The 22,244-nt window shown below is 62.1% G+C and carries 18 protein-coding genes; 15 read left to right on the top strand and 3 right to left on the bottom strand.

The window, feature by feature from the left end:
• Positions 1-502: 502 nt before the first annotated feature.
• Genes otnC through AC07FD_RS28035 form a run of 3 tightly spaced genes read right to left on the bottom strand, consistent with a single transcriptional unit; the run spans position 503 to position 3,137 of the window.
• Complete coding sequence (otnC, locus tag AC07FD_RS28045) at positions 503-1,141, bottom strand: 3-oxo-tetronate 4-phosphate decarboxylase (protein ID WP_478352481.1); 639 nt, start codon at positions 1,139-1,141, stop codon at positions 503-505.
• Positions 1,138-2,388 carry a 3-oxo-tetronate kinase gene (gene otnK / locus AC07FD_RS28040; RefSeq protein WP_478352480.1) on the bottom strand — a complete coding sequence of 417 codons (1,251 nt, stop codon included), beginning with the start codon at positions 2,386-2,388 and terminating at the stop codon, positions 1,138-1,140. Before otnK ends, otnC begins: the two co-directional genes overlap by 4 nt.
• Entirely contained in the window at positions 2,385-3,137 is a 753-nt protein-coding gene (locus AC07FD_RS28035) for an FCD domain-containing protein (RefSeq protein WP_478352479.1), read from the bottom strand. The genes otnK and AC07FD_RS28035 overlap by 4 nt, the downstream gene beginning before the upstream one ends.
• A 201-nt stretch (positions 3,138-3,338) precedes the next feature.
• Between AC07FD_RS28035 and AC07FD_RS28030 the strand changes: the two genes are divergently transcribed.
• From AC07FD_RS28030 to AC07FD_RS27960, 15 genes are all read left to right on the top strand, one after another.
• Positions 3,339-4,277, top strand: a complete 939-nt coding sequence (locus AC07FD_RS28030) for a ketopantoate reductase family protein (RefSeq protein WP_478352478.1) — start codon at positions 3,339-3,341, stop codon at positions 4,275-4,277.
• 4 nt (positions 4,278-4,281) lie between these two features.
• On the top strand, positions 4,282-5,814 hold the full coding sequence (locus tag AC07FD_RS28025; RefSeq protein WP_478352477.1) for a sugar ABC transporter ATP-binding protein: 1,533 nt from the start codon (positions 4,282-4,284) through the stop codon (positions 5,812-5,814).
• Complete coding sequence (locus AC07FD_RS28020) at positions 5,811-6,827, top strand: ABC transporter permease (protein WP_478352476.1); 1,017 nt, start codon at positions 5,811-5,813, stop codon at positions 6,825-6,827. Before AC07FD_RS28025 ends, AC07FD_RS28020 begins: the two co-directional genes overlap by 4 nt.
• Positions 6,828-6,912: 85 nt before the next feature.
• The gene (locus AC07FD_RS28015; RefSeq protein WP_478352475.1) at positions 6,913-7,932 is read left to right on the top strand and encodes a substrate-binding domain-containing protein; all 1,020 of its coding nucleotides are present in this window, start codon (positions 6,913-6,915) and stop codon (positions 7,930-7,932) included.
• A 111-nt stretch (positions 7,933-8,043) separates the two neighbouring features.
• Positions 8,044-9,258, top strand: a complete 1,215-nt coding sequence (locus AC07FD_RS28010; protein ID WP_478352474.1) for a cytochrome P450 — start codon at positions 8,044-8,046, stop codon at positions 9,256-9,258.
• A gap of 2 nt (positions 9,259-9,260) precedes the next feature.
• Positions 9,261-10,076: an MBL fold metallo-hydrolase gene (locus tag AC07FD_RS28005; RefSeq protein WP_478352473.1), complete on the top strand. Its 816-nt coding sequence runs from the start codon at positions 9,261-9,263 to the stop codon at positions 10,074-10,076.
• Between the two features lie 4 nt (positions 10,077-10,080).
• Complete coding sequence (locus AC07FD_RS28000) at positions 10,081-11,097, top strand: zinc-binding alcohol dehydrogenase family protein (RefSeq protein ID WP_478352472.1); 1,017 nt, start codon at positions 10,081-10,083, stop codon at positions 11,095-11,097.
• Positions 11,098-11,952, top strand: coding sequence for a fumarylacetoacetate hydrolase family protein (locus AC07FD_RS27995; RefSeq protein ID WP_478352471.1), 855 nt, complete (start codon positions 11,098-11,100; stop codon positions 11,950-11,952).
• Positions 11,953-11,955: 3 nt separating this feature from the next.
• Positions 11,956-13,035 (top strand): Gfo/Idh/MocA family protein, encoded by a 1,080-nt coding sequence (locus tag AC07FD_RS27990; RefSeq protein ID WP_478352470.1) that lies wholly within the window; start codon positions 11,956-11,958, stop codon positions 13,033-13,035.
• Positions 13,032-13,406, top strand: coding sequence for a putative quinol monooxygenase (locus AC07FD_RS27985; protein WP_478352469.1), 375 nt, complete (start codon positions 13,032-13,034; stop codon positions 13,404-13,406). Before AC07FD_RS27990 ends, AC07FD_RS27985 begins: the two co-directional genes overlap by 4 nt.
• Positions 13,403-15,265, top strand: a complete 1,863-nt coding sequence (locus tag AC07FD_RS27980) for a D-apionate lactonase family protein (protein ID WP_478352468.1) — start codon at positions 13,403-13,405, stop codon at positions 15,263-15,265. The genes AC07FD_RS27985 and AC07FD_RS27980 overlap by 4 nt, the downstream gene beginning before the upstream one ends.
• A 191-nt stretch (positions 15,266-15,456) precedes the next feature.
• Positions 15,457-16,977 carry a trimethylamine methyltransferase family protein gene (locus tag AC07FD_RS27975; protein ID WP_478352467.1) on the top strand — a complete coding sequence of 507 codons (1,521 nt, stop codon included), beginning with the start codon at positions 15,457-15,459 and terminating at the stop codon, positions 16,975-16,977.
• A gap of 46 nt (positions 16,978-17,023) precedes the next feature.
• Positions 17,024-19,441 (top strand): FAD-dependent oxidoreductase, encoded by a 2,418-nt coding sequence (locus AC07FD_RS27970; protein WP_478352466.1) that lies wholly within the window; start codon positions 17,024-17,026, stop codon positions 19,439-19,441.
• A 100-nt stretch (positions 19,442-19,541) separates the two neighbouring features.
• Positions 19,542-20,441 (top strand): LysR substrate-binding domain-containing protein, encoded by a 900-nt coding sequence (locus AC07FD_RS27965; RefSeq protein ID WP_478352465.1) that lies wholly within the window; start codon positions 19,542-19,544, stop codon positions 20,439-20,441.
• Positions 20,442-20,496: 55 nt separating this feature from the next.
• Positions 20,497-22,227, top strand: coding sequence for a thiamine pyrophosphate-dependent enzyme (locus AC07FD_RS27960; protein WP_478352464.1), 1,731 nt, complete (start codon positions 20,497-20,499; stop codon positions 22,225-22,227).
• Positions 22,228-22,244 lie beyond the last annotated feature (17 nt).

Genomic DNA, 22,244 nt, shown 5'->3' with positions numbered 1-22,244 from the left:
AAACGATCTGGGACGACAACCGCGGAGCGGCGAAAATCGCCGCCGGAATTACGCTATTGCCGCCGTTTGTACCCTCACTCCCACTCGATTGTTTAATCAGTGTGTAACCCATTGAAATCTCTGTCAAATATTTCTTTGTGCCGTGCAAATACCGACACTAGGACCATCAAAAAATTACGCTTTTGATTTTAAAGGGAAAATCGCCACAAGAAAATATTTTGTGGTTTCACCAACTATCGGGATCAATCGGGCGATTTTTGCACTTTTGTGCGTTCGACAACGCACCCAAACCATCTCGAACAGTACCGTCACCGCTCCACCTAGGGCATCTTTTTCGGCGCAAAATCAATGATCAGTTGGGCTCGGAAGTTGCCAGAGGACCTTGATTTGTTGGCTTTTCGCGGGCCAAAATCAGAAGTCTTCTATCGTTCCGCATAGTTTCACGACCGCCAAAGAGCCGAGCTTGGCGAGTCCTCCGTCTCCTTGCGCCGGTTCCAGGCATTCACTTTTGTCTACGTTGCTCGAGCTCGGTGACGATCTGCTTAGCCAATTGCCGCACAGCCAACCCTTTTGTCAGACATACCAGCTTTGCCGTTTCCTCCAGCTCCTCTGCGGCAAAAACAGCATCGCGAAAACTGCGCCCCGAGACCACCGGACCATGATTGGCCAGCAGGACGGCGGCATGTTCATGGGCCTTGGCCAACACCAGCGGCCTTACGTTAGCAGAGCCTGGGTGGGTGTAAGGCAAAAGCGGCACTCGGCCGACGCGCATCACCACGTAAGGCGTGATTGGCGGAATAGCATCGTCAGGGTCGGTGTCTTCAAGGCAGGAGAGCGCCGTGGCGTAGGTCGAGTGAAGATGCACGACGCCGGCTGTCTGCGGCCGCGCCTCATAGAATGCCATGTGAAGCGGAATCTCCTTGGTCGGGGCATCGCCCGATACAGCAACACCTTGGGCATCCAGTTTCGACAGCCTGGCGGGATCGAGATAACCCAGACAGGAATTGGTCGGCGTGACTAGGAAACCATCGGTAAGCCGAGCCGACAGATTGCCGGACGAGCCGGCAGTGTAGCCGCGCATGAACAGGGACTCGCCCCAGCGGCAAAACTCGTCGCGAAGCTGCTGTTCTTCCAAGGTCATGAGGCCCTACCTTTCAGGGTAGCGAGTGCACGTTCGAAAAAATCGTCGGCGCCGAAATTGCCCGACTTCAGCGCTAAGACCAGCCTCGGCTTTCCGTCGAGAATGAGTACCGGCACTCCGGTGTCGATCTCCGGCCCGACCTCGAGTGCTGCCGCTCCGAACGCCGAGGCAACCGCGCCGGACGTTTCGCCACCCGCAACCACGATCCGCCGGAAGCCGGCAGCCACTGCCTTGATAGCGAGCTCGGCAAAGATGGTGTCGAACGATGCCGCCAGCCTTTCGCGTCCATATTGGGCTTGGGCTGCAGCCACCTCCGATGGTTCCGCGGTCGAATAGACGAGCGGGCCTGTATCCTTGTGGCTGACGAGAAAATCGAGGCAACTCGCGACGGCAGCACCCGGATCGAGCGCGTCGGCGGCATCAAGACGCTTCGACGGGTGACCGCCGTCATACGCGGCAATCTGCCTGCGTGTCGCCGAAGAGCAACTGCCGGAGAGAATGAAACCAGGACCATCGCTCCCCGCGAACGGCTGCCGATCCATTGCCGGTTGGATGCCAAAATTGCCGGGCAGGCCCATGGCAATGCCGGATCCGCCTGTAACCAGCCTGTGGGTCCTGACTATCCGGCCCAGCGCCAGGAGATCGTCATCCGAGATCGCGTCGGCGACGATCAGTCTTTCGTCGTTGTGCTTTGCCAGGCGCAAGGCGGCCTGAGCGTTGCCCGAACGCAGGCTTTCCAGAGAGAGATGGCCGACCTTGAGCGTGGTCTGCCGCGCAAGCCATCGCCTTATGTCGGGATCGGTCATCGGTGTCAGCGGGTGGTTTTCCATGCCAGACTCACTCAGCAGGCGGTCGCCGACGAAGAGATGGCCGTTGTAGAGCGTCCGGCGATTGGCAGGGAAAGCCGGGCAGACCAGCGCCAGTGTCGTGTCCAGTTCCACGAGCAGCGCTTCCGCGACCGGTCCGATGTTGCCTTGCGGCGTGGAATCGAAAGTCGAGCAGTATTTGAAAACGACCTGCTCGGCGCCGTTGGCAATCAGCCATCTGCAGGCAGCGAGCGATTGGGTCACCGCATCGCCGGCGTCAATCGAGCGCGTCTTCAGCGCAATAACCGCGGCGTCGATCTCAGTCTTCAGTCTTCCCGTCGGCGTGCCGACATACTGAACAGTGCGCGCACCGGCCTTGGCGAGCGTGTTGGCGATGTCACCGGAACCGGTGAAATCGTCGCCGATGACGCCGATCTTCATGCGTCGTGGTCGCCCATCTCATGATCATCAGCCTCATGATCACTTGCCCGCTGGCGCCAGAACATCGTCGTCAGCTGATCCAAATGTGACCGCATTGCCTGTTCGGCGCGATCGGGATCGCGCGCAACGATCCCATCGTAAATGGCGCGATGCGCCTCATACGCCGTCTGCTCCTGACCGTCGGCGGCCAGCGTCACAATGCGCTGTTCCTTGAGCCATTCGGAAATCTGGTCGTGCAGGGCGACGAAGACGAGGTTGCGGGCAATACGGGCGAGTTCGAAGTGAAAGGCGATGTCGGTGCTGGTGAAACGGTCACGGTCGCCGATCGCCAGCCGATTGGCTTCGAGCGCCTCACGCAACGAGGCCAGATCTTCTGACGTCGCCGTCCGGGCGGCTTCCCGGGCGAGGCCAACCTCGAAGAACATGCGCGCGCCCTGAAAGGAACGCTGTCCCAATTCCGTCGACAGCATCTGCCTGACCGCAGGTGCCATGCCGGTGAAAATATGGCTGGCGGTCGGCATCAAGACTTTGGCGCGAGCACCATTGGTGAGTTCGACGAGGCCGGCCTTCTGCAGCGAGATCAGTGCTTCACGAATGGCCGGGCGGCCGACGCCGAAGCGCGACTGCAGGTCACGCTCGGGCGGCAACTGGTCTCCCGGCTTGAGTTTGCCGGAGAGGATCTGTCCCTCGAGATGTGTTGCCACATGCTCGAAGAGTTTCTTTCGTTCTATGACAAGAGGGTCGACCATAGACCTTTCATACCATCATGCTTGACAACCATGCAACAGCTTGCAATGCTGAAAACACAAGATTGAAAAAAAGCGGGAAGACAAGGCCGGGCTCCATGAGCATCGGCTAGCACCGGTTTGGGCGCCCTCAAGGCAGCTCCGCCCCCTGCAAATCAACTTGCTTTTGAGGCGGCGATTGCGATCGCCAAGGGAGGAAGATGCATGAAAATCGCCATTCTGGGCGGCGGCGGAGCTATGGGCGGGATATTCGGTGGATATCTGGCCCGCGCCGGCAATGACGTCACGCTGATCGACGTCTCCAAGGCGGCCGTGAAGGCGATCAACGACAACGGACTGACCATCGAGGAAAAGGATGGTTCGCAGCCGGTGATCAAGGTGCCGGCAAGCGACAATCCTGCAAGCGTCGGAGCGGTCGATCTCATCATCAATTTCGTCAAATGCTATCACACGGAAGCGGCCGTTCGGGCTGCGGCACCCATGATCGCCAGGGATACAGCCGTGCTCAGCCTGCAGAACGGCTGGGGCAATGCACCGCGCATCGCATCCATCGTCGGCGAAGACCGCGTGCTAGTCGGCCTGACCTATCATGGCGGCACGTTGCTGGCGCCTGGCCGGGTGAAGCACCCAGGCTCCGGCATGACTTATATCGGCGAGCTTACCGGCAAGCCGAGCGAGCGCCTTGGCAAGGTCATCGAGACGTTCTGTGCGGCGCAGATCGAGACGACGCAGTCCGACAGGATCCTGGACGAGGTCTGGAAGAAGCTGGCGCTGAATGCCTGCACGCTGCCGGTCGCCGGGTTGTTGAATTTCATGTCGCACGAGCTCGTCGCCTTCGATGACACCAAGCATCTGATGGCAGCCATTCTCAAGGAGGTCGTGGCCGTGGCAAACGCCGAAGGCATCGCGCTCGACTATGACGAGCGCTGGGCTGCGATCACCGGCCTGCTGGAGAAGGCGATCGGCGGCAAGGCTTCGATGCTGCAGGATGTCGAAGCCAAACGGCAGACTGAAATCGAGGTCATCAACGGTGCCATTGTCGATGCAGGCAAACGCACTGGCGTGGCCACGCCTGTCAACGAAACGATGGTCTGGATGATCCAGGCAAAGCAGGCCCACTACCTCCAGGTTAAGGCTCAATAGGGCTATGGCGCCGCGGCTGGAAATCGAAGGCCTTTCCAAGTTCTTCCCCGGTGTGCGGGCGCTGGACGACGTTTCGATGAGCGTCGAGGGCGGTGAGATCCGTGCATTGCTCGGCGAAAACGGCGCCGGCAAATCGACCCTCGGCAAGATCGTCGCCGGTGTCTATACGCGAAATCAGGGCACCATCCTGGTCGACGGCGCCGAAATCGCTGACCTCGACGAGAAAGCAGCGGGCGATCTCGGCATCGGCATCGTGCATCAGGAAGGCTCGCTCGTTCCGCAGCTTTCTGTTGCAGAGAACATCTTCGCCGGCCGGCAGCCTACGCAATGGCTGGGCCAGGTCGATGTTCGCACTATGCGCGATCGTGCAAGGGTGCTTATCGCGCAGCTTGGCGTCGCCATCGATCCGGCATTGAAGGTGTCGACCCTTTCGCCGGCGCAGGCCCAGATCGTCGAGATTGCCAAGGCGCTGTCGCGAGACCTCAGGATTTTGATTCTCGACGAGCCGACCGCGGCATTGACCCTTACCGAAACCGAGAAACTGTTCGACGTGGTGCGCCGGCTGGCGAGCAATGGCGTTTCGGTGATCTACGTTTCGCACCGCCTTGCCGAGATTTTCGCGCTTTGCCATTCCGTGACCGTGCTCAAGGACGGGAGGCTTGCCGGAACACGCCGCGTTGCCGAAACCACGACGGACGAATTGATCCGCCTGATGGTGGGACGCGACGTGCATTTTTCGCGGGCGGCGGCGGGGCGAAAGATAGGCGACATCGTGCTTGATGCCGAAGCCATTGACGCGCCACCGCTTGTACGGTCGGCATCGATCACCGTGCGGGCTGGCGAGATCGTCTGTCTTGCCGGGCTTATCGGGTCTGGCCGCAGCGAATTCTGCGAGGCGATATTTGGCGCACGCCGACGGCGTGGCGGCTCAATCCGGATTGGCGGAAAGCCTATCGATCCGAGAGGTCCGTGGGACGGCAAGCACGCCGGCATCGGCATGGTTCCGGAAGACCGCAAGGCAGCGGGTCTGTTCCTTGGCATGGACATCGTCAACAATGTTGCCGCGACGGTTCTTTCTAAGGTTTCCTCGGGCGCCAATTTCTCCAACCGCAAGGCCGAGGCGCTGGCCAAGAATTTTGTCAACGAGCTGCGCATCGCGACGCCGAGCGTGCGCCAGATCGTCGGCAATCTCTCCGGCGGCAATCAGCAGAAAGTGCTTCTGGCCAAATGGCTGGCGATGGAGCCGCGCCTGCTGATCGTCGACGAACCGACACGCGGCGTCGACGTTGGGGCACGATCGGAAATTTACCGGCTTCTGCGAGCGCTCGCCGACAAGGGCGTCGCGCTGCTCGTTGTGTCCTCGGACCTGCCGGAGGTGCTGGCGCTTGCCGACCGCATCGTCGTGATGGCGGAAGGCAGGACGGTTGGCGAATTGCCAGGCGACGGGGCAAGCGAGGAACACGTGCTGCGGCTGGCTACCAGATACACGGCTTCGGTTGCTGAAGTCCGCAAGGAACCAGGAATGGCAGAGGCATGACGATGCAGATGACGCAACCGATGGCTGAGAATGCCGAACACAGGCGCGAAAACCTTTTCGTGCGTATCGTGCGGCGCCTTGCCGATTCCAGGGAGTTGACGCTGTTCGTGCTCGTCATGGCGCTCGCGCTGGCGATGAGCATCGTCTACCCGAACAATTTTCCCACCGCTTCCAACATGCGCGCCGTGTTGCTCAATCTTGCCCCGGTCGGCATTCTTGTCTGCGGCATGATGCTGCTGATGATCGGCGGCACCTTTGATCTATCGGTCGGGTCCACGCTCGCCTTCTCCGGTGTGTGGGCCGCGGTCGTCGCCGGTTGGTGGGGCTGGCCGGCCGAGGTTGCGGTTCTGGTCGGCATCCTGGTTGGTGCGCTGTGTGGTCTGGTCAATGGTTTGATCGTCACCCGCATCGGCATCAATGCACTGATCGCAACCCTTGGCACGCTCACCATCTATCGCAGCCTGACCTATGTCACCGCCGGCACCGGCGTCACCCCGATCACCGATGCTTTCGCCGAATATGGCCGCGCCGCCGACCCGCTGCTCAGGATCCAGTCGCCGTTCTGGGCGATGCTGGTGCTGGTGCTCGTCGGCGGCTGGCTGGTGGCGCGGACGCGCTTCTTCCGGCAGTTCTATTTCATCGGCGGCAATCCGCGCGCAGCCCAACTCTCGGGCATTCGCGTCGACCGCCTCATCCTGATCGGCTTCGTCATCATGGGGGCGCTGGCGGGTCTTGCCGGTGTGCTGGGTGCGGCGCGTCTCAACAGTGCGGTCGTCAACGCCGGCGTCGGCATCGAACTCAAGGTCATCACCGCCACGGTGCTCGGAGGAGCGAGCCTGAAAGGCGGCGAAGGCACGATCCTGGGTGGCATTCTCGGCGTGCTTTTCATCGCATTGATCGAGAACGCCATGATCATCAATGCGATCGGCGTGTTCTGGCAAGGGCTGGTGGTGGGTCTGGTCCTGCTGTTCGCCGTTTCGCTCGATCGTTTCAAGACCAGCGGCCGCGCCTGACTTTAGGCGAGGACGGGAGGAGGCATTCGGACAACCGGATGACACGCAGGAACTGAACACACAAAAACATCAGGAGGAAACGGGCATGAAATCGATAATGAGAACGATACTTTCCGGTGCAGCGCTTGCGGCCACCGCATTGCTCTACACTTTTCCAGCCGCCGCGCAGGAATCATCCTTCGGGCCGGCCGACGCCAAGGAGACCTACTACTGGATCTCCAACAAGGCCAACCTGCCGCTCTTCGTGCAGTATGACTATGTCGGCATGAAGCGGATCGCTGAAGAACTCGGCGTCAAGGTGATCGTCGCCGGGCCGACGGACTTCGACGTGCCTGGCTTCATCTCCGCTGTCGACCAGGTCTGTGCGCAGAAGCCGAGCGGTGTCTCCGTCGTCGGCGGCTGGGATCCGTCACTGACCGAATCCGTCAAGAAGTGCATGGAGCAAGGCGTGCCGACGGTCGTCGATGACGGCGATCTGCCCGACTCCGGCCGTCTCGCCTATATCGGCACGAACTGGACGCAGGTCGGCGTCGCCCAGGCCAAGAAGCTGATGGAAATGCTGCCGAAAGGTGGCAAGGTTGCGTCGATGTCGATCATCAACGCCGGCAACATGCGCGAAGCGGTGGCCGGCTTCAAAGCCTATGTCGAGGCCAATGGTGGCGGCAAATACACCATCGTCGCCAATGAGGATGACGGTGGCGACGCACAGAAGGCGGCGCAGGTGACGGCGGCGATCCTGGCCGCCCATCCCGACATCGCCGGTCTTGCCGGTTTCGATTCCGAATCCGGTGCCGGTATCGTCACGGCATTGCGTGAAGCCGGCAAGAACCCCGGCGACATCAAGGTGACCGCAATGGAGCAGACGCCGGACTTCTTCAAATCTGCGAAAGAGGGCTGGGTCGATGGCATCGTCGTGCAGAACCGTGAGCTCTTCATCTACTACGCAGTCAAGCTGCTCCACGACTACAACACCAACACGTTGAAGTCGGCAGGCCTCTCGTCGAAAGACGGCGGCCGTCCGATTCCGGACTCGCTGGATACGGGCGTGATCCTGATCACCAAGGACAATGTCGACAAGGTGCTGACCGCTCTGAATGTGAAATAGGCTGAACGCGGACATCGCGGAGTCTTGGTTCAAGGCTCAAGCAGCGTCCAGCGGCGTCATCTCGCCGCCGCCGGACGGCCAATTCAAACGTCATCTGGCAAGACCGAAACCATGTCGAACACCGCAGCAATGAACGAACCGCAGATTCCGGAAGACGTGGACATCCACGATCCGGCGTTCGTGCGCGATCCGTTCGCCGCGTACGATCGGTTGCGTCGTGAGTGCCCGATCGCCCGCTCCAACAAACATGGTGGCTTCTGGCTGATGACCCGCTACGAGGACGTGCGCGCCGGCGCCATCAACTGGCGCGACTATACGTCGAGTGTCGCGGGCGTGACCGCTATCCCGGTCATCACGCCGCGCACCGAACCGATGCTGCCGATCGAGATCGATCCGCCGCGCCATTCCCGTTATCGCGCCCTCGTCAATCCGGTGTTCACGCCGGAACGGGTCGCGGAAATCACGCCGCGCATCAAAAACCTCGCGCGGTCCATCCTCGATCGCATGGCGGAGAAAGGCAACGCCGACGCCGTGGCCGAATTCTGTGTGCCGGTCGCGATCGCTTCGCTTGCCGCCTTCACCGACGTGCCGCTGGCTGATTCCGAACGTTGGGTCGGCTGGATCACCAAAATGTTCGACGTCAGCGATCCCCTTGCCGGCGCGGCTGCGAGCCGCGAACTCGTTGCCTATATCGACGGGCTGATAGCCGCACGCCGGGCGGCGCCGACGGGCGACTTCATCAGCATGCTGATGGCCGCCGAGATCGATGGCGAAAGTCTCGACGACGGTCAGATACGGTCCTTCATGACCGTGGTTTTCGGCGCCGGTTTCGAGACCACCGCCGACGGCCTCTCGGTCATGCTGCACTGGCTCGCCGAAAATCCGGGCTGCCTGGCGCGGTTGGCCGCCGAGCCGAGCCTGATCCCGACGGCGATCGAGGAATTCCTGCGTTTTTCCGCGCCGATCCAGATTTTCGGCCGCAACGCCGCGCGCGACCTGTCCGTGCACGAGCGCCGAATAACGGCCGGCGACATCGTCGCATTGGCCTTCGGCTCAGCCAACCGCGATCCGACCGTGTTCGAGGCGCCAGACGAATTGCGCCTGGACCGAAAGCCGAACAGGCATCTCACCTTTGGCGCAGGGCCGCATCTCTGCGCTGGCGCCGGTGTCGCCCGCATGGAATTCGCAGTGACGCTGGAGGCTCTGATCGAGGCCGGAATTGGCCTTGCGCTCGACCTGGCGGTCGCGCCGCGCTGGAAGACCAGGGGCGATCGACGCGGTTTTGCAAGCTTGCCCCTGCTCATCGAAAAGAAGAAGGCGGATTGACCATGACCCACCCCACCACCCGCATGCGCTTCCATGGCGTCGCCGCTTACGAAATCCTGACGCGCGACGGACTGCGCATCCTGTGCGATCCGTTCTTGGACCAGAACCCCGGCGCGGCGACCAAGTCGACCGACTTCGATCATGTCGATCTCGTGATCGTCAGCCATGCGGCCTATGACCATCTCGGCGACACCGACAAGATCGCCGCGAAATATGGCTGTCCAGTCGTCTGCGGCGGAGAGGTGAAAGCCTGGCTGATGGATCGCGGCATTCCGGCCACCCAGATCCGCGCCACCACCTGGGGCATCCGGGTCAAGGTGGCAGGTATCGAAATCCAGCCCCTCGAATGCCATCACTGGTCGCAAATCAGGCTGAAGGATAATTCCTTCATTTCCGGCGTGCCGATGGCTTTCATCGTCTATGCCGACGACAATCTGCGTTTTTACCACTACGGCGACACCGCGATCTTCTCGGATCTCAAGCTGCAGGCCGAGCTCTACAAGCCGAATGTCGGCTGCATCGGCATCGCCAATCCGCAGGAGATCCTGCATCTCAACCCGATGCCGGGCGAAATGTTGACTGGCGAGATGAGCCCGTATGAAGGCGTGCTTGCCACGCAATGGCTTGGCCTCGAGACGGTGCTGCCCTGTCACTACATCAAACTCGATGGCGACAAGGATGTCGCCGAATATATGATGCACCATCGCGAAGCAAAGGCGCGCGGCGAAGCGATTGCCGATCCCTATCTGCTGCGTGCCGGCGACTGGATCGAGTTCGACCGCGACGGCAAGGTCGTGCGGCCGGCCAAGGCGGCCTGAGCACATGCGTGCAGCGATCTTCGACGCACCCTTTTTGATCCGCATGGCCGAGGCGCCGAAGCCGCAGCCGCGAGACGGAGAGGTGTTGGTTCGGGTGAAAGCCGCCGGCCTTTGCGCCGGCGACCTTTACATCTACACCGGCAAAAACCCTTACGTGACCTATCCCCGTATCGGCTGCCACGAAATTGCCGGCGTCGTCGAAGCCTATGGTCCAGGCACCAGCGGACCGGCAATCGGCACACGCGTCGTTGTCGACCCTTTCATCGGTTGCGGCCACTGCTATCCCTGTCGGATCGGCAAGCGCAACTGCTGCGCCAACCTCACCATTGTCGGGGTTCACAGAGAGGGTGGCTTCGCCGATTTCGTGACGGCGCCGGTGCAGAATCTCAACATCGTGCCGAAAACGCTCACCGACTTCGAGGCGGCCTTCGCCGAGCCGGTGGCCATCGGCGTGCAGGGCTGCCGGCGCGGCATGGTCACCTCAGAGGATACCGTGCTGGTGCTCGGCGCCGGACCGATTGGCCTTGCGATCGTCGAGGTGGCCCGTGCGGTTGGTGCAAAGGTCTACGGGACAGATCTGTCGGCCGAGCGCCTGTCCACGGCAGCCGACCTCGGCGCCATACCAATTGCCGGCGGTGCCGGTCTTCTGGAACGCGTGCTTGAGATCACCAAAGGCGAAGGCATGCCGGTTGTCATGGAGGCGACGGGAGCTGCGACAATGATGGAAGAGACGATCGATCTCGTCGCCGCCGGTGGACGCATCGTCATTCTCGGCCTGGTCAGGAAGGGCCAGGGCATCACCTATCCCGGCCTCGATTTCACCCGCAAGGAAGTGACGATCCTCGGCTCGCGCGCCTCCGTCGATTGTTTCCCAGAAGCACTGGCCCTGCTTGCCTCCGGGAAGATCCATTACCCGAAGATCGCAAGCTCCTTCGCGCTCGGCGAAGCCCCCGGCGTCTTCCAAAGACTCGCTGACAATCCAATGGCCTTGCACAAGGCCGTGTTCATTTCGGAGAACTAGATGAAGCTTATTACTTTCTCCCATCGCAAGGGAGGCCATGCCCATCATGCCGGCGTGCTCGACGGCGATCACGTCGCGTGCCTGACTGAAGCCGGCATCGCCGGCAGCGTCATGGAGATCGTACTTGGCGGCAAGGCGATGCTGGATGCGATCCGCGCTGGCGTCGCCAAGGCGCCGCGCTATCCGCTGGTCGACGTGACGCTCGAAGCGCCGATCCGACCGGGCAAGGTCCTGTGCTCGGGCATCAACTACAAGGGCCACGCCGAGGAAAACCCCAACGCGAAAATGCCGACTGAACCGTTCTTCTTTACCAAGCTGCCGACCTCGGTGGTTGGCCCGGACGTGCCGGTGGAAAAGCCTGTCAGAACCGAGCAGATGGACTACGAGGTGGAGTTCTCGGCCGTCATCGGCAAGAGACTGCACAAGGCTGGGGAAGCCGAGGTGATGCCGGCGATCTTCGGCTACACGCTGCTCAACGACATTTCGGCACGCGACGTGCAGTTCAAGGACAATCAGATCACCATCGGCAAGAACTTTGCCGGCTTCTCTCCGATCGGTCCCTGCATCGTGACGGCTGACGCGATGCCGCATCCCGACAATGTCGCACTGAAGACGCGGCTGAACGGCAAGACGCTGCAGGACGGCAGCACCTCGGACTGGCTGTTTTCGCTGCCGCTGCTGATTTCCTTCCTATCGCAATACATTCCGCTCGAACCTGGCGACATCGTATCGACGGGAACGCCGGCCGGCGTTGGCATCTTCCAGAAGCCGCCGATCTTCATGAAGGCCGGCGACATCGTCGAGATCGAAGCCGAGGGCATCGGCATCCTCAGAACTCCGATCGTTGCGGGATAGAAAATGGCGAGGGGGGCGATCCGGATCGGCGTGATCGGCTGCGGCTTCTACGCGCAGAACCATCTGCATGCGTGGAAGGACCTCGCGAGCGAAGGCGCCGTGCTTGCCGCTGTCTGCGATGTCGACGCCGGCAAGGCGGAAGCGGCCGGCCGTGCTTTCGGCGTGCCGTTCTATAAGGACGCCGCAATCATGCTTGCAAGCGAACAGCTTGACGCCGTCGACATCGTCACCCGGCACGACACACACCGTGCGCTCTGCGAACTGGCGATTTCGCGCGGCATCGCAACCGTCGTGCAGAAGCCGTTCGCACCGACCTGGGAGGACTGCGTCGCCATCATCGAAGCAGCCGAAAAGGCCGGAGTGTGGCTGGCGGTTCACGAGAATTTCCGCTTCCAGACGCCGATGCGCCATGTCCGCCGCGTCATCGACAGCGGCGCCATCGGCGCGCCGAGCTGGGGCCGCATAATGTTTCGCACCGGCTTCGATGTTTATCGCACGCAGCCCTACTTCTACGACGAGGAGCGCCTGGCAATCGCCGATGTCGGCATCCACGTGCTCGACCTCGCACGCGTCTTCCTGGGCGAAGTCGAGCGCATCTCGTGCGAAACCCAGCGCCGCAATCCGAAGGTGCGAGCCGAGGACACGGCCACGATGCTGCTGCGCCATCGAAGCGGCGCCGTCAGCGTCGTTGAATGCACCTATGAGGCGCGGCGCGACCCCGATCCGTTCCCCGAAACGCTGGTCGAGATCGAGGGCGATAACGGCTCGATCATCGTTCTCCCGGGGTCGCGCATGCGGGTTACCAGCAATGGGACGACGATCGAGCAAGACATTGGCTCACCGCTGCGCTCGTGGACCAGCGATCGCTGGCATGTCGCGCAAGAGGGCGCGTTCGTTGCCTGTCGCCATTTTCTCGATTGTCTCAAGCGCGGCGTGCCCGCCGAGACGTCGGGAAGCGACAATCTCAGGACTTACGCTCTGGTTGACGCCGCATACCGCGCGGCGGAGGAACACCGGGCGATCCTCCCGGCACAGTGGAACGCATATGTCACCGCCGTCTCAAATGATCGGAGGGCGCAATGACATCGGATCGGCAAAAGACGTCGAAAAGAACGAAGGAAAGCGGGGGCGCCTTTGCCTTCGCGATCACCGTTGTATTCGAACTGCTTGAAGGGGCCTTTCCCGAATTCCATCGGCTGGTTGCCGAGAACGCGGCTCTTTCCGTGAAACTGGAGCCAGATTGCCTGCGCTTTGATGTGCTGACGCCTGCGGATGCGGCAGGTCCAAAGCATGTCTTCCTCTATGAAATTTATAAGGATCGCGCAGCCTTCGACCTCCATCTTGCCTCGGAGCATTTCCGCCAATTCGACCAACGTTCGCGCGACCTCGTGATCAGCAAGACCGTTCTCGCGTATTCCGTGCAGGAAAACGCCAAGATCAGGGAAACGACGTGAGCGGCAATTTGAGTGCGTTCGATCTGTTCGGCACGGACGAGCTGGTTGCCGAGCGCCGGATCCTTACCGCGGGACCGCTGTCAGCCATCCTCGAAGGGGGCAATCTTCGCACGATCTGCTTCGCCGGTGTGGAAGCGGTGCGTGCGATCAACTATCTGGCGCGGGATGCGTCCTGGGGAACCTACAAGGCTGAACTTTCGAATATGCGTATCTCGGAAGGCGATGCCGCGTTCGAGGTTGGTTATGAAGGACTTTGTGCGGGTCCGCAGGGTAGCTTTTCCTACCGGATGAAGATTGCCGGCAACGCTTCCGGCGTCCTGACAATGGAAGCGGAAGGCGTTGCTCTCACCGATTTCCCAACCAATCGCACCGGATTCGTCGTCCTGCATCCATCGGAGGCTGCCGGCGGGCGACTGACCATCCGACCCAGCGACGGCGAGATCGAGGAGACGACATTCCCCGAGACGATCAGCCCGGAGCAACCGGCCTTCGACATTGCCGCGCTGACCCATGAGCCGGAACCTGGAATGGTCTGCACCGTCACCATGGAAGGCGATGCCTTCGAGATGGAGGACCAGCGCAACTGGACCGACGCCTCGTTCAAGACATATGTCCGCCCGCTGTCGAAACCCCGCCCTTATGTTATCCCCAAGGGGTCGAACGATATCCAGCGTGTCGTTGTCTCCATTGAGGCCAAGTCATCGGCGTTGCGACCCCGAGCCGCCGACAGGGCGACACTGACGCTCGGTGGACCTGCTGGACGGATGCCGTCCATGGCTTTGTTTCTCGATCCAGATGATCTGCCCGCAGCCGTGCCCGCGGCATCCCTGCTTGGGCCGGCACAGGAAGTCATTGTCCGCTTCGACAGCGCGCGTGGACATGATGCGCAGATGCTGACAAAGGCATTCGGCCTCGCCGCCTCGATCGGAGCCCGGTTAGCGATCGAGGCGATCTTCGATGCAGTCGACCCGCCAGCCGAGGCAAAGACTGTCGTCGATGCAATCCGTTCGTCGGGCGTCGATCCCAGCGCCATCCTGATTTCGCCACGGCGCGAATTTAAGACAAGGGCGTCGAACCTGTTGCCGTCGAACGAATGGCCTATCAGCAATCTTTTGGATGCTCTGAAGGCGACTGGCATTGAAGCTGCTGTCGGAGCCGGGACGCCTTCCTTCTTCACGGAATTCAATCGAAACCCACCGACCGGCGACGCCGATTTCGTTTTCTTCGGCAACGCTGCCGTCGTCCATGCCGCCGACGATCTTTCGGTCATGGAGACCGTGAGCGTCTATCCATCTGTCATCGCCACCGCGCAACGTCTGTGTCCAGGAAAACCGATCTGGCTTGGCCCATGCACGATCGGCATGCGCCACAATCCCTACGGCCAGGTTGTGGCCGCAAATCCTGCACTTATGCGCACGCCTGCTGCCGGCGTCGATCCACGACATGGCGCGTTGTTTGGGGCGGCGTTCGCTGTCGGCGTGGCGGCTCAGGCTGCCGCCGCCAGGGTGGATCGTCTCATCCTCGCGGCCCCCACGGGGCAGTTCGGATTGCTTAACAATGCCGGGGGACGCCAGCCGATCCAGGCAGTCCACGCCGAACTGGCGGCAGCGTCGGGCGCCGAACGCTGCGAAGTTGCGGTCGATCGCTCCGGCATCGCGGCTGTCGCCTATCGCACCGGCGAGAGCACCCGCATCCTGATCGCAAATCTCACTGCTGAAGATATCGAGCTTTCGATCCCACCGGCTATCCAGATTGTCGGTATCATCGAGCCGTCGGCGAAGATGGAGGCATTGCAAAGCAAGCCGTTAATTCTGGATCGCTATCGAACGATAATGCTCACTGCACCCGCATCGATATGAACCCCGCGCATAGCGGCGCCGGAATAGAGTAATCTTGCTCCTTCGCTGAATTCGCCAGCGGTAGGCCAAGCGAGTATCGCAGTGTACGGGGACGGCGAAATTCACTCATTGCCGGCTGAAGCGTTTTCAATTGCCGTTCGTCGCCAAAGCTCATCAACTCGCCGCTTAGGATCGAACCTCTGCGGGGAAGCATGCGAACAACGGCCAGGGTGCGCAGGGTGCGCGACGGCAGGCTGGAATTCTCCAGAGAGTGGCTACAACTGCGCAATCCTCATGCCCCGATCGAGGTGCTGAGCGAAGAGCAGATCGAGACCATCCACGACGCCTCGATGTCGGTGCTCGAAGATGTCGGTATGCGGATCCAGGACGAGGAGACGCGCAAGCTCTTCGCCAGCGCCGGCTTTGCCGTCGATCACGCCACCGAGCGCGTCGTCTTCGATCGCGAGGGCCTGCTGGCACTGGTCGCGAAGGCGCCACCGGTCGTTACCGTGCGTGGCCGCGACCCGGCGAAGAAGCTGTTCATGGGCCAAGGCCAGGTTGCTTTCACAGCGGTTAGCGGCCCGCCCTTCGTGTCCGACCTCGACCACGGCCGCCGCGCTGGCACGTTTCGCGACCAGGAAAACTTCCTGAAGATGACGCACATGACCGACGTGCTGCAGATCGAGGGCGGCACCAGCGTCGAGGCCCAGGACCTGCCCGCCGATACCCGCTATCTCGATTTCTACCTGGCCTGCTGCAAACTCTCGGACAAGCCGTGGAAGCCGCTGACCATCGGCCGCCACCGCGCCCGGGACGCCATCGAGATGGCCAAGATCTGGTATGGCGAGGACGAGGACAGCCTTGCCGCCAACCCCGTATTCTTCGTCAACACCAACACCAATACACCACTGGTGCTCGACGGCGAGATCGCGCAAGGCGTGATTGAATATGCGCGGCTAGGTCAGGTCGTCTGCGTGACGCCCTTTGGCCTTGCCGGTGCGATGGCGCCCGCCACCGTTGCCGGTGCGCTGGTGATGCAGAATGCCGAGACCCTAGCGTGCTGCGCGCTGACCCAGATCATCCGCCCCGGCTGCCCGTACATCTACGGTGGCTTCATCTGCAATGCCGATATGAAGACCGGATCGCCGGCCTTCGGCACACCCGAATTCACGCTCGGCGCGCAAGCCACCGGCCAGATGGCGCGCCGCTATGGCTTGCCGTGGCGCTCGTCCAACGTCAACGCATCGAACGCGCCGGACGCGCAGGCGGCCTACGAATCCATGATGTCGCTATGGGGAGCGCTGACCGGTCACGCCAGTGTCTTCAACCATGGCGCCGGCTGGCTGGAGGGCGGCCTGGTTGGCTGTTACGAGAAGTTCATCCTCGACATCGAGATGGTGCGCATGATGTGCGCCTGGATGACGCCGCTCACCGTCAACGCCGACACGATAGGCCTCGATTCGATCAAGGAAGTCGGTCCCGGCGGCCACTTCTTCGGCACCGCGCATACACTCGCCCGCTACGAAAACGCCTTCTACAAGCCGCTGGTTTCCGACTGGTCGAACTTCGAAAACTGGCAGGACAAGGGCAGCCCCGACGCCGCCCGCCGCGCCAACGGCATCTGGAAGCAGATGGTCAACGAGTATGAGGCGCCAGCCATCGACGCGGCGGTGATCGAGGAACTCGAGGACTATGTCGCGCGGCGCAAGATCGAGCTCGAAGCGCTGCGCTAGATGCTTCCTCCCCTTTTTAAAAAAAACCGAATGGATGTCTGACGGAATGGATACACATGCCCGCGTGGTGGTGATCGGCGGTGGGATAACCGGCTGCGCCATCCTCTATCACTTGGCCAAGAAGGGTTGGAAGGATGTGGTGCTGCTGGAGCGCTCGGAACTGACATCGGGCTCTACCTGGCACGCCGCCGGAAATCTGTTCTCGCTGACCAGGCCCTCCAACGCCCAGCGGCTGCAGGTCTACACGATCAACCTCTATCCGGAGATCGAACGCGAGAGCGGACAGGCTGTCGGCTACCATCCGACCGGCGGCATGCATCTGGCGGCATCGAACGACGAGGTGACGACGCTGGCGATTGCGCGGGCGCGCGCCCGGCGCAATGGCGTCGAGGCGGAATGGATCAGCTTCGAGGAAGCCAAGGACCGCGCGCCGGTTCTCGACACAAAAAGCCTCAAGGCGGTGCTGTGGGAGCCGATCAAGGGCCATGTCGATCCCTCCTCGGCGACCAATGCCTTTGCCGCGGCGGCGCGCAAGCTCGGCGCGAAGATCCATCGTCACACGCCGGTGACGGCGACGACGCCGCGCACCGATGGCGGCTGGGACGTCGAAACGCCAGGCGGCACGATCCACGCCGACTTCGTCGTCAACGCCGCTGGCCTGTGGGCGCGCGAGGTTGGCGCGCTGGCCGGCATAAAGCTGCCGCTGCTGCCGGTCGAACATCACTACCTGGTGACCGAGGCGATCCCCGAAATCGAAGCCATGGACCACGAGTTGCCGACGATCGGCGAGAGCGAAGCCGGCTATTATTCACGCCAGGAGGGCAAGGGCATCCTGCTCGGCGCCTATGAAAGCACCTGCCACCACTGGGCCTTCGACGGCACGCCGCTCGACTTCGGCCACGAGCTGCTACCCAACGATCTGGCCCGCATGGATCGCAATTTCGAGGTGGCGATGGACCGTATGCCATGCCTCGGCGAGGCCGGCATCAAGCGCGTCATCAACGGACCGATGATCTTCTCGCCCGACCTTGGGCCGCTGCTTGGACCGCATCCGGAGCTGACGAACTATTTCTGCGCCTGCGGCGTGATGAGTGGCCTGAACCAGGGCGCCGGCATCGGCAAGGTCATCTCGGAATGGATCGTCGACGGCGAGCCGGAGGTGGACGTGAATTTCTGGGACGTCGCCCGCTTCGGCCGCTGGGCCGGCAAGCACTTCACCTTCGAACGGACCAAATATTACTACGAAAACCGGCAGGAGCGCCCCTACCCGCATCTCGAATGCGCCGCCGGCCGGCCGTTGCGGACATTTCCAGCCTACGCCGCACAGAAGGCCAAGGGCGCCGTCTTCGGCTTCAACAATGGCTGGGAGCAGCCGCTGTGGTTTGCGCGGCCTGGTGACGAACAACGCGACATTTTCGGCTATGCCCGCCAGACCTGGTGGAAGACTGTCGGCGAGGAATGCAAGGCGGTGCGAAGCGCTGCTGGCCTGTTCGAGATATCGACCTTCGCCAAATATCGGATTTCGGGCGATGCCGCCTGTGGCTGGCTGCGGTGGCTGCTGGCGGGGCGGATCCCCGAACGATCTGGAGCTGTCGCGCTGTCGCCGATGCTGTCTGAAAAAGGCCGATTAATCGGCGACGTGACCGTGTCCAAGCTTGACGACGGCAGCTACCTCCTGCTGGGCGCTGGCACCATGCAGGGCCAGCATATGCGCTGGTTCGACGCCCACAAGACACCCGGCATCTCGGTCGAGAACCTGTCCGACAGCTGGAGCGGGCTGATGCTCGCCGGGCCGAACGCGCGGCAGATTCTGGCCGGAGTGACACACGGCGATGTGTCGAACGATGCGTTTCCGTTCCTGTCGGTCAGGCGCATGGAACTCGAGGCGGCAACCGACGCGATCGTGCTCAGGGTCTCGTTTTCGGGCGAGCTCGGCTATGAGATCTACACGCCTGCAATGTACCAGGCCGGCCTCTACAATGCGCTTTTGCGCGCCGGCGCCGACCTTGACCTGGTGCCGGCCGGCAGCCGGGCACTGGCCAGCCTGCGCGTCGAAAAAGCCTTCAAGAGCTGGGGCTTCGATCTGGCGCCGGACTACACGGTGATGGAGACCGGCATGGAGCGTTTCGTCGACTGGAAACGCTCCGGCTTCATCGGCGAGGAAGCGGCGCGCAAACATCGTGCGCAGGGCGCCGCCGAGCGCTTCGTTACCTTGTCCGTCGATGCCGGAGACGCCGATTGCAGCGGCGGCGAGCCGGTGTTCCGCGACGATGTCTATGTCGGTTACGTCACGTCGGGGGCTTATGGCTACGCGACGAACGAAAGCCTGGCACTCGGTTATCTCAGATCGCACATTGTCGATAGCGGCGCCGGCTTCGAGGTCGAGATCAACGGCAAACGCCGCGCCGCGTCGGTTTCAGACGGCCCGCGCTACGACCCGCAGGGGCTGCGCATGCGGGCGTGACGAAACTACCCAAAAACCCAAATCTTCCACCGCCTCTTGAAACCCCCTATAGGTGCCGCACTGGAGCGCTCGGTTCCGGCGGGTGGAGGAGTTAGCAAGAATGGCAAGGCGGTTACCTCCATTTGCCGCGCTGCGGGCCTTCGAGGCGGCGGCACGGGCCGGCAGCCTGGCCGATGCCGCCGAAGAATTGCTGATTTCGAGCTCCGCCGTCAGCCACCAGATCAAGTCGCTGGAGACCTTCGTCAGTGCCAAGCTTTTCCTGCGTGAGCAGACCGGCCTGAAGCTCACCGAGATTGGGGAAAAATATCTGGAAGGGCTGGGCGACGCGCTCGACCGCATCGAGGCGAGCACGTTGTCGGTGATGCAGGACACCAAGAATGGCGGACTGACCATCCATCTGTTCCAGTCGTTGGCGCAGATGTGGCTGATCCCGCAACTGGACGATTTCCTGTCGTCCAACCCCGAGATCACAGTCAAGCTGATTACCAAGCCGGACGACATCGAATTTTCCGGCTCCAGCATCGACATCGACATTCGCTATGCCATGACGGCGCCGGCGGAACATATGTGCGAGAAGCTGATCGACGAGGTTATCGCGCCGGTGGTCTCGCCGGACTATCTGCGCCACAACGGGCCGATCGAGACGCCACAGGACCTGCTCGGGCGGCGACTGATCGGCTGCGAATACGTGCCGCATGAATGGGATTTCTGGTTCGAGAAGATGGGTGTTCCAGGCTCGAACCAGGTCCCGAAGCTGATGTTCGATTCCCGCTCGCACGCCTTGCTTGCCGCAAGCGAAGGCATGGGCGTGGCGATGAACCGGCGGCCCTATGGCGATCTCCTGCTGAAGCGAGGCTCGCTGATCGCACCGTTTGCCGAAGACGTACCCACCGGGGGCGCCTATTACTTCATCGCACCCAAGCGCTCGGCCGGTCTCGCCCGCGTCAAGCATTTCAAGGCCTGGCTGCTGTCACTCAGCACCAGCCTTCGCAGTCACTGACGGGCTCTCGCCGCCGCTCGGAAATCAAATTCATCGGCAGCGAAATTTTATTCGATTGAGACGCTATGGACACGCCCCTACGGTCGCCAAGAAAAGCGGGGCGATCTTGCGAAACGGCGGTCAGATACTCATCAGCGCTCTGTTGCAAAACAGCTGCAAGGCCGTCTTCGGCGTGCCGGGTGAAAGCTATCTGACGGCGCTCGATGCGCTGTGGCAGCGCGCCAATTTGGTCCGCTACATCACCTGTCGTCACGAAGGCGGTGCCTGCTTCATGGCGGCTGCCTACGCCGACGCCACCGGCGACCCGGGCGTCTGTTTCGTCACCCGCGGTCCGGGCGCCATGAACGCCGCGATAGGCCTGCATGCGGCCTATCAAGGCTCGACGCCGCTCATCCTTCTGGTTGGGCAGATCCCGACCGCGCATCGCGACCGCGAAGCCGTCCAGGAACTCGACTATCGCCGCGTCTTTGGTCCGATGTGCAAATGGGTGGCGGAAATCGATCATCCGTCGCGCATCCCCGAATATGTCAATCGGGCCTGGCGGACGGCGATTTCCGGCCGCCCCGGTCCCGTCATTCTGGTGTTGCCGGAAGATGTGCTCAAGGCCGAATCCGACACACCCGACCTGAAGCCGGCGATGGCGACGCCTGTCGCGCCGCTGGCTGCCGACATGGCGGCGATCGAAACCATGCTGGCGCGCTCGAGGCGGCCGCTGCTGGTGCTTGGCGGTGCCAACTGGACCCAAGCCGGCCACGAGGCCATCATTCAGGCCTCGGAGAACATCGGCCTTCCCGTCGCTGTCGGCTTCCGCCGCCAGGGGCTGTTTCCTCACGATCATCCAAACTACATCGGCAACCTTGGTTTCGGTGGTGCGCCGATGCCCAACGACTATTGCCGGCAAGCTGATCTCATCCTTGCCGTCGGGTCCCGGCTGGGTGACGGCACGACGCTGAAATTCTCGCTGATATCATCGCCTGTTCCGCACTGCCCATTGGTGCATGTGCATCCGGGTGCCGAGGAGCTTGGCAGGCTCTATCAGGCCGACCTTCTGGTGCAGGCCGACCCCAACGCTTTTGCACTTGCCCTGGCGGCCATCGTTCCGCCCGGCGGCAATCCGGGGCGCGCGGCGATCTGCGCTTCGGCAAGGCAGCGCTACCTGGCCATGCTCGATCTTGCCGTGCAGGCCGGTCCCGTCGACATGGGCGCGGTGATGCGGTTCCTGAGCCTGCGGCTGCCGGCCGATGCCTTCATGACCACAGGTGCCGGCAATGCCTCCGACTGGCCCAACATCCATTTCCGCTATCGCCGGTTTCGCGGCGCGCTGGCGCCGGTGTGCGGCGCCATGGGCTTTGGCGTGCCGGCAGCGGTTGCCGCCAAGATCGCCGATCCCGACGCGCCCGCCATCTACATCGGCGGCGACGGCGACTTCCTGATGAATGGCCAAGAGTTCGCGACCGCGATTCAGTACGGCCTCGACCCGATCTTCATCATCGTCGACAACCGTTCCTACGGCACCATCCGCATGCACCAGGAACGCGCCTTTCCGGGCCGCAATTCCGGCACCGGTCTCACCAATCCAGAGTTCGCAACCGTGGCGATCGGCTATGGCGGCCACGGTGAAACGGTGGAAGCGACCGACGATTTCGAGCCGGCGTTCGAACGCGCGCTGGCCAGCGGCAAGGCGGCGGTCATCCACATAAAGGTTGGCGCCGATCATCTTGGGCCGAACATGACGGTGTCAGCCTTGAACAGCCGGCGCACCGTCAGGCAACGCCTATCGAATTGAATGTGGGAGACTTTAAC

The sequence above is a fragment of the Mesorhizobium waitakense genome, from assembly GCF_056431085.1.
The sequence above is the reverse complement of the archived record's forward strand: the minus strand, read 5'-3'. Positions and strand labels throughout refer to the sequence as shown.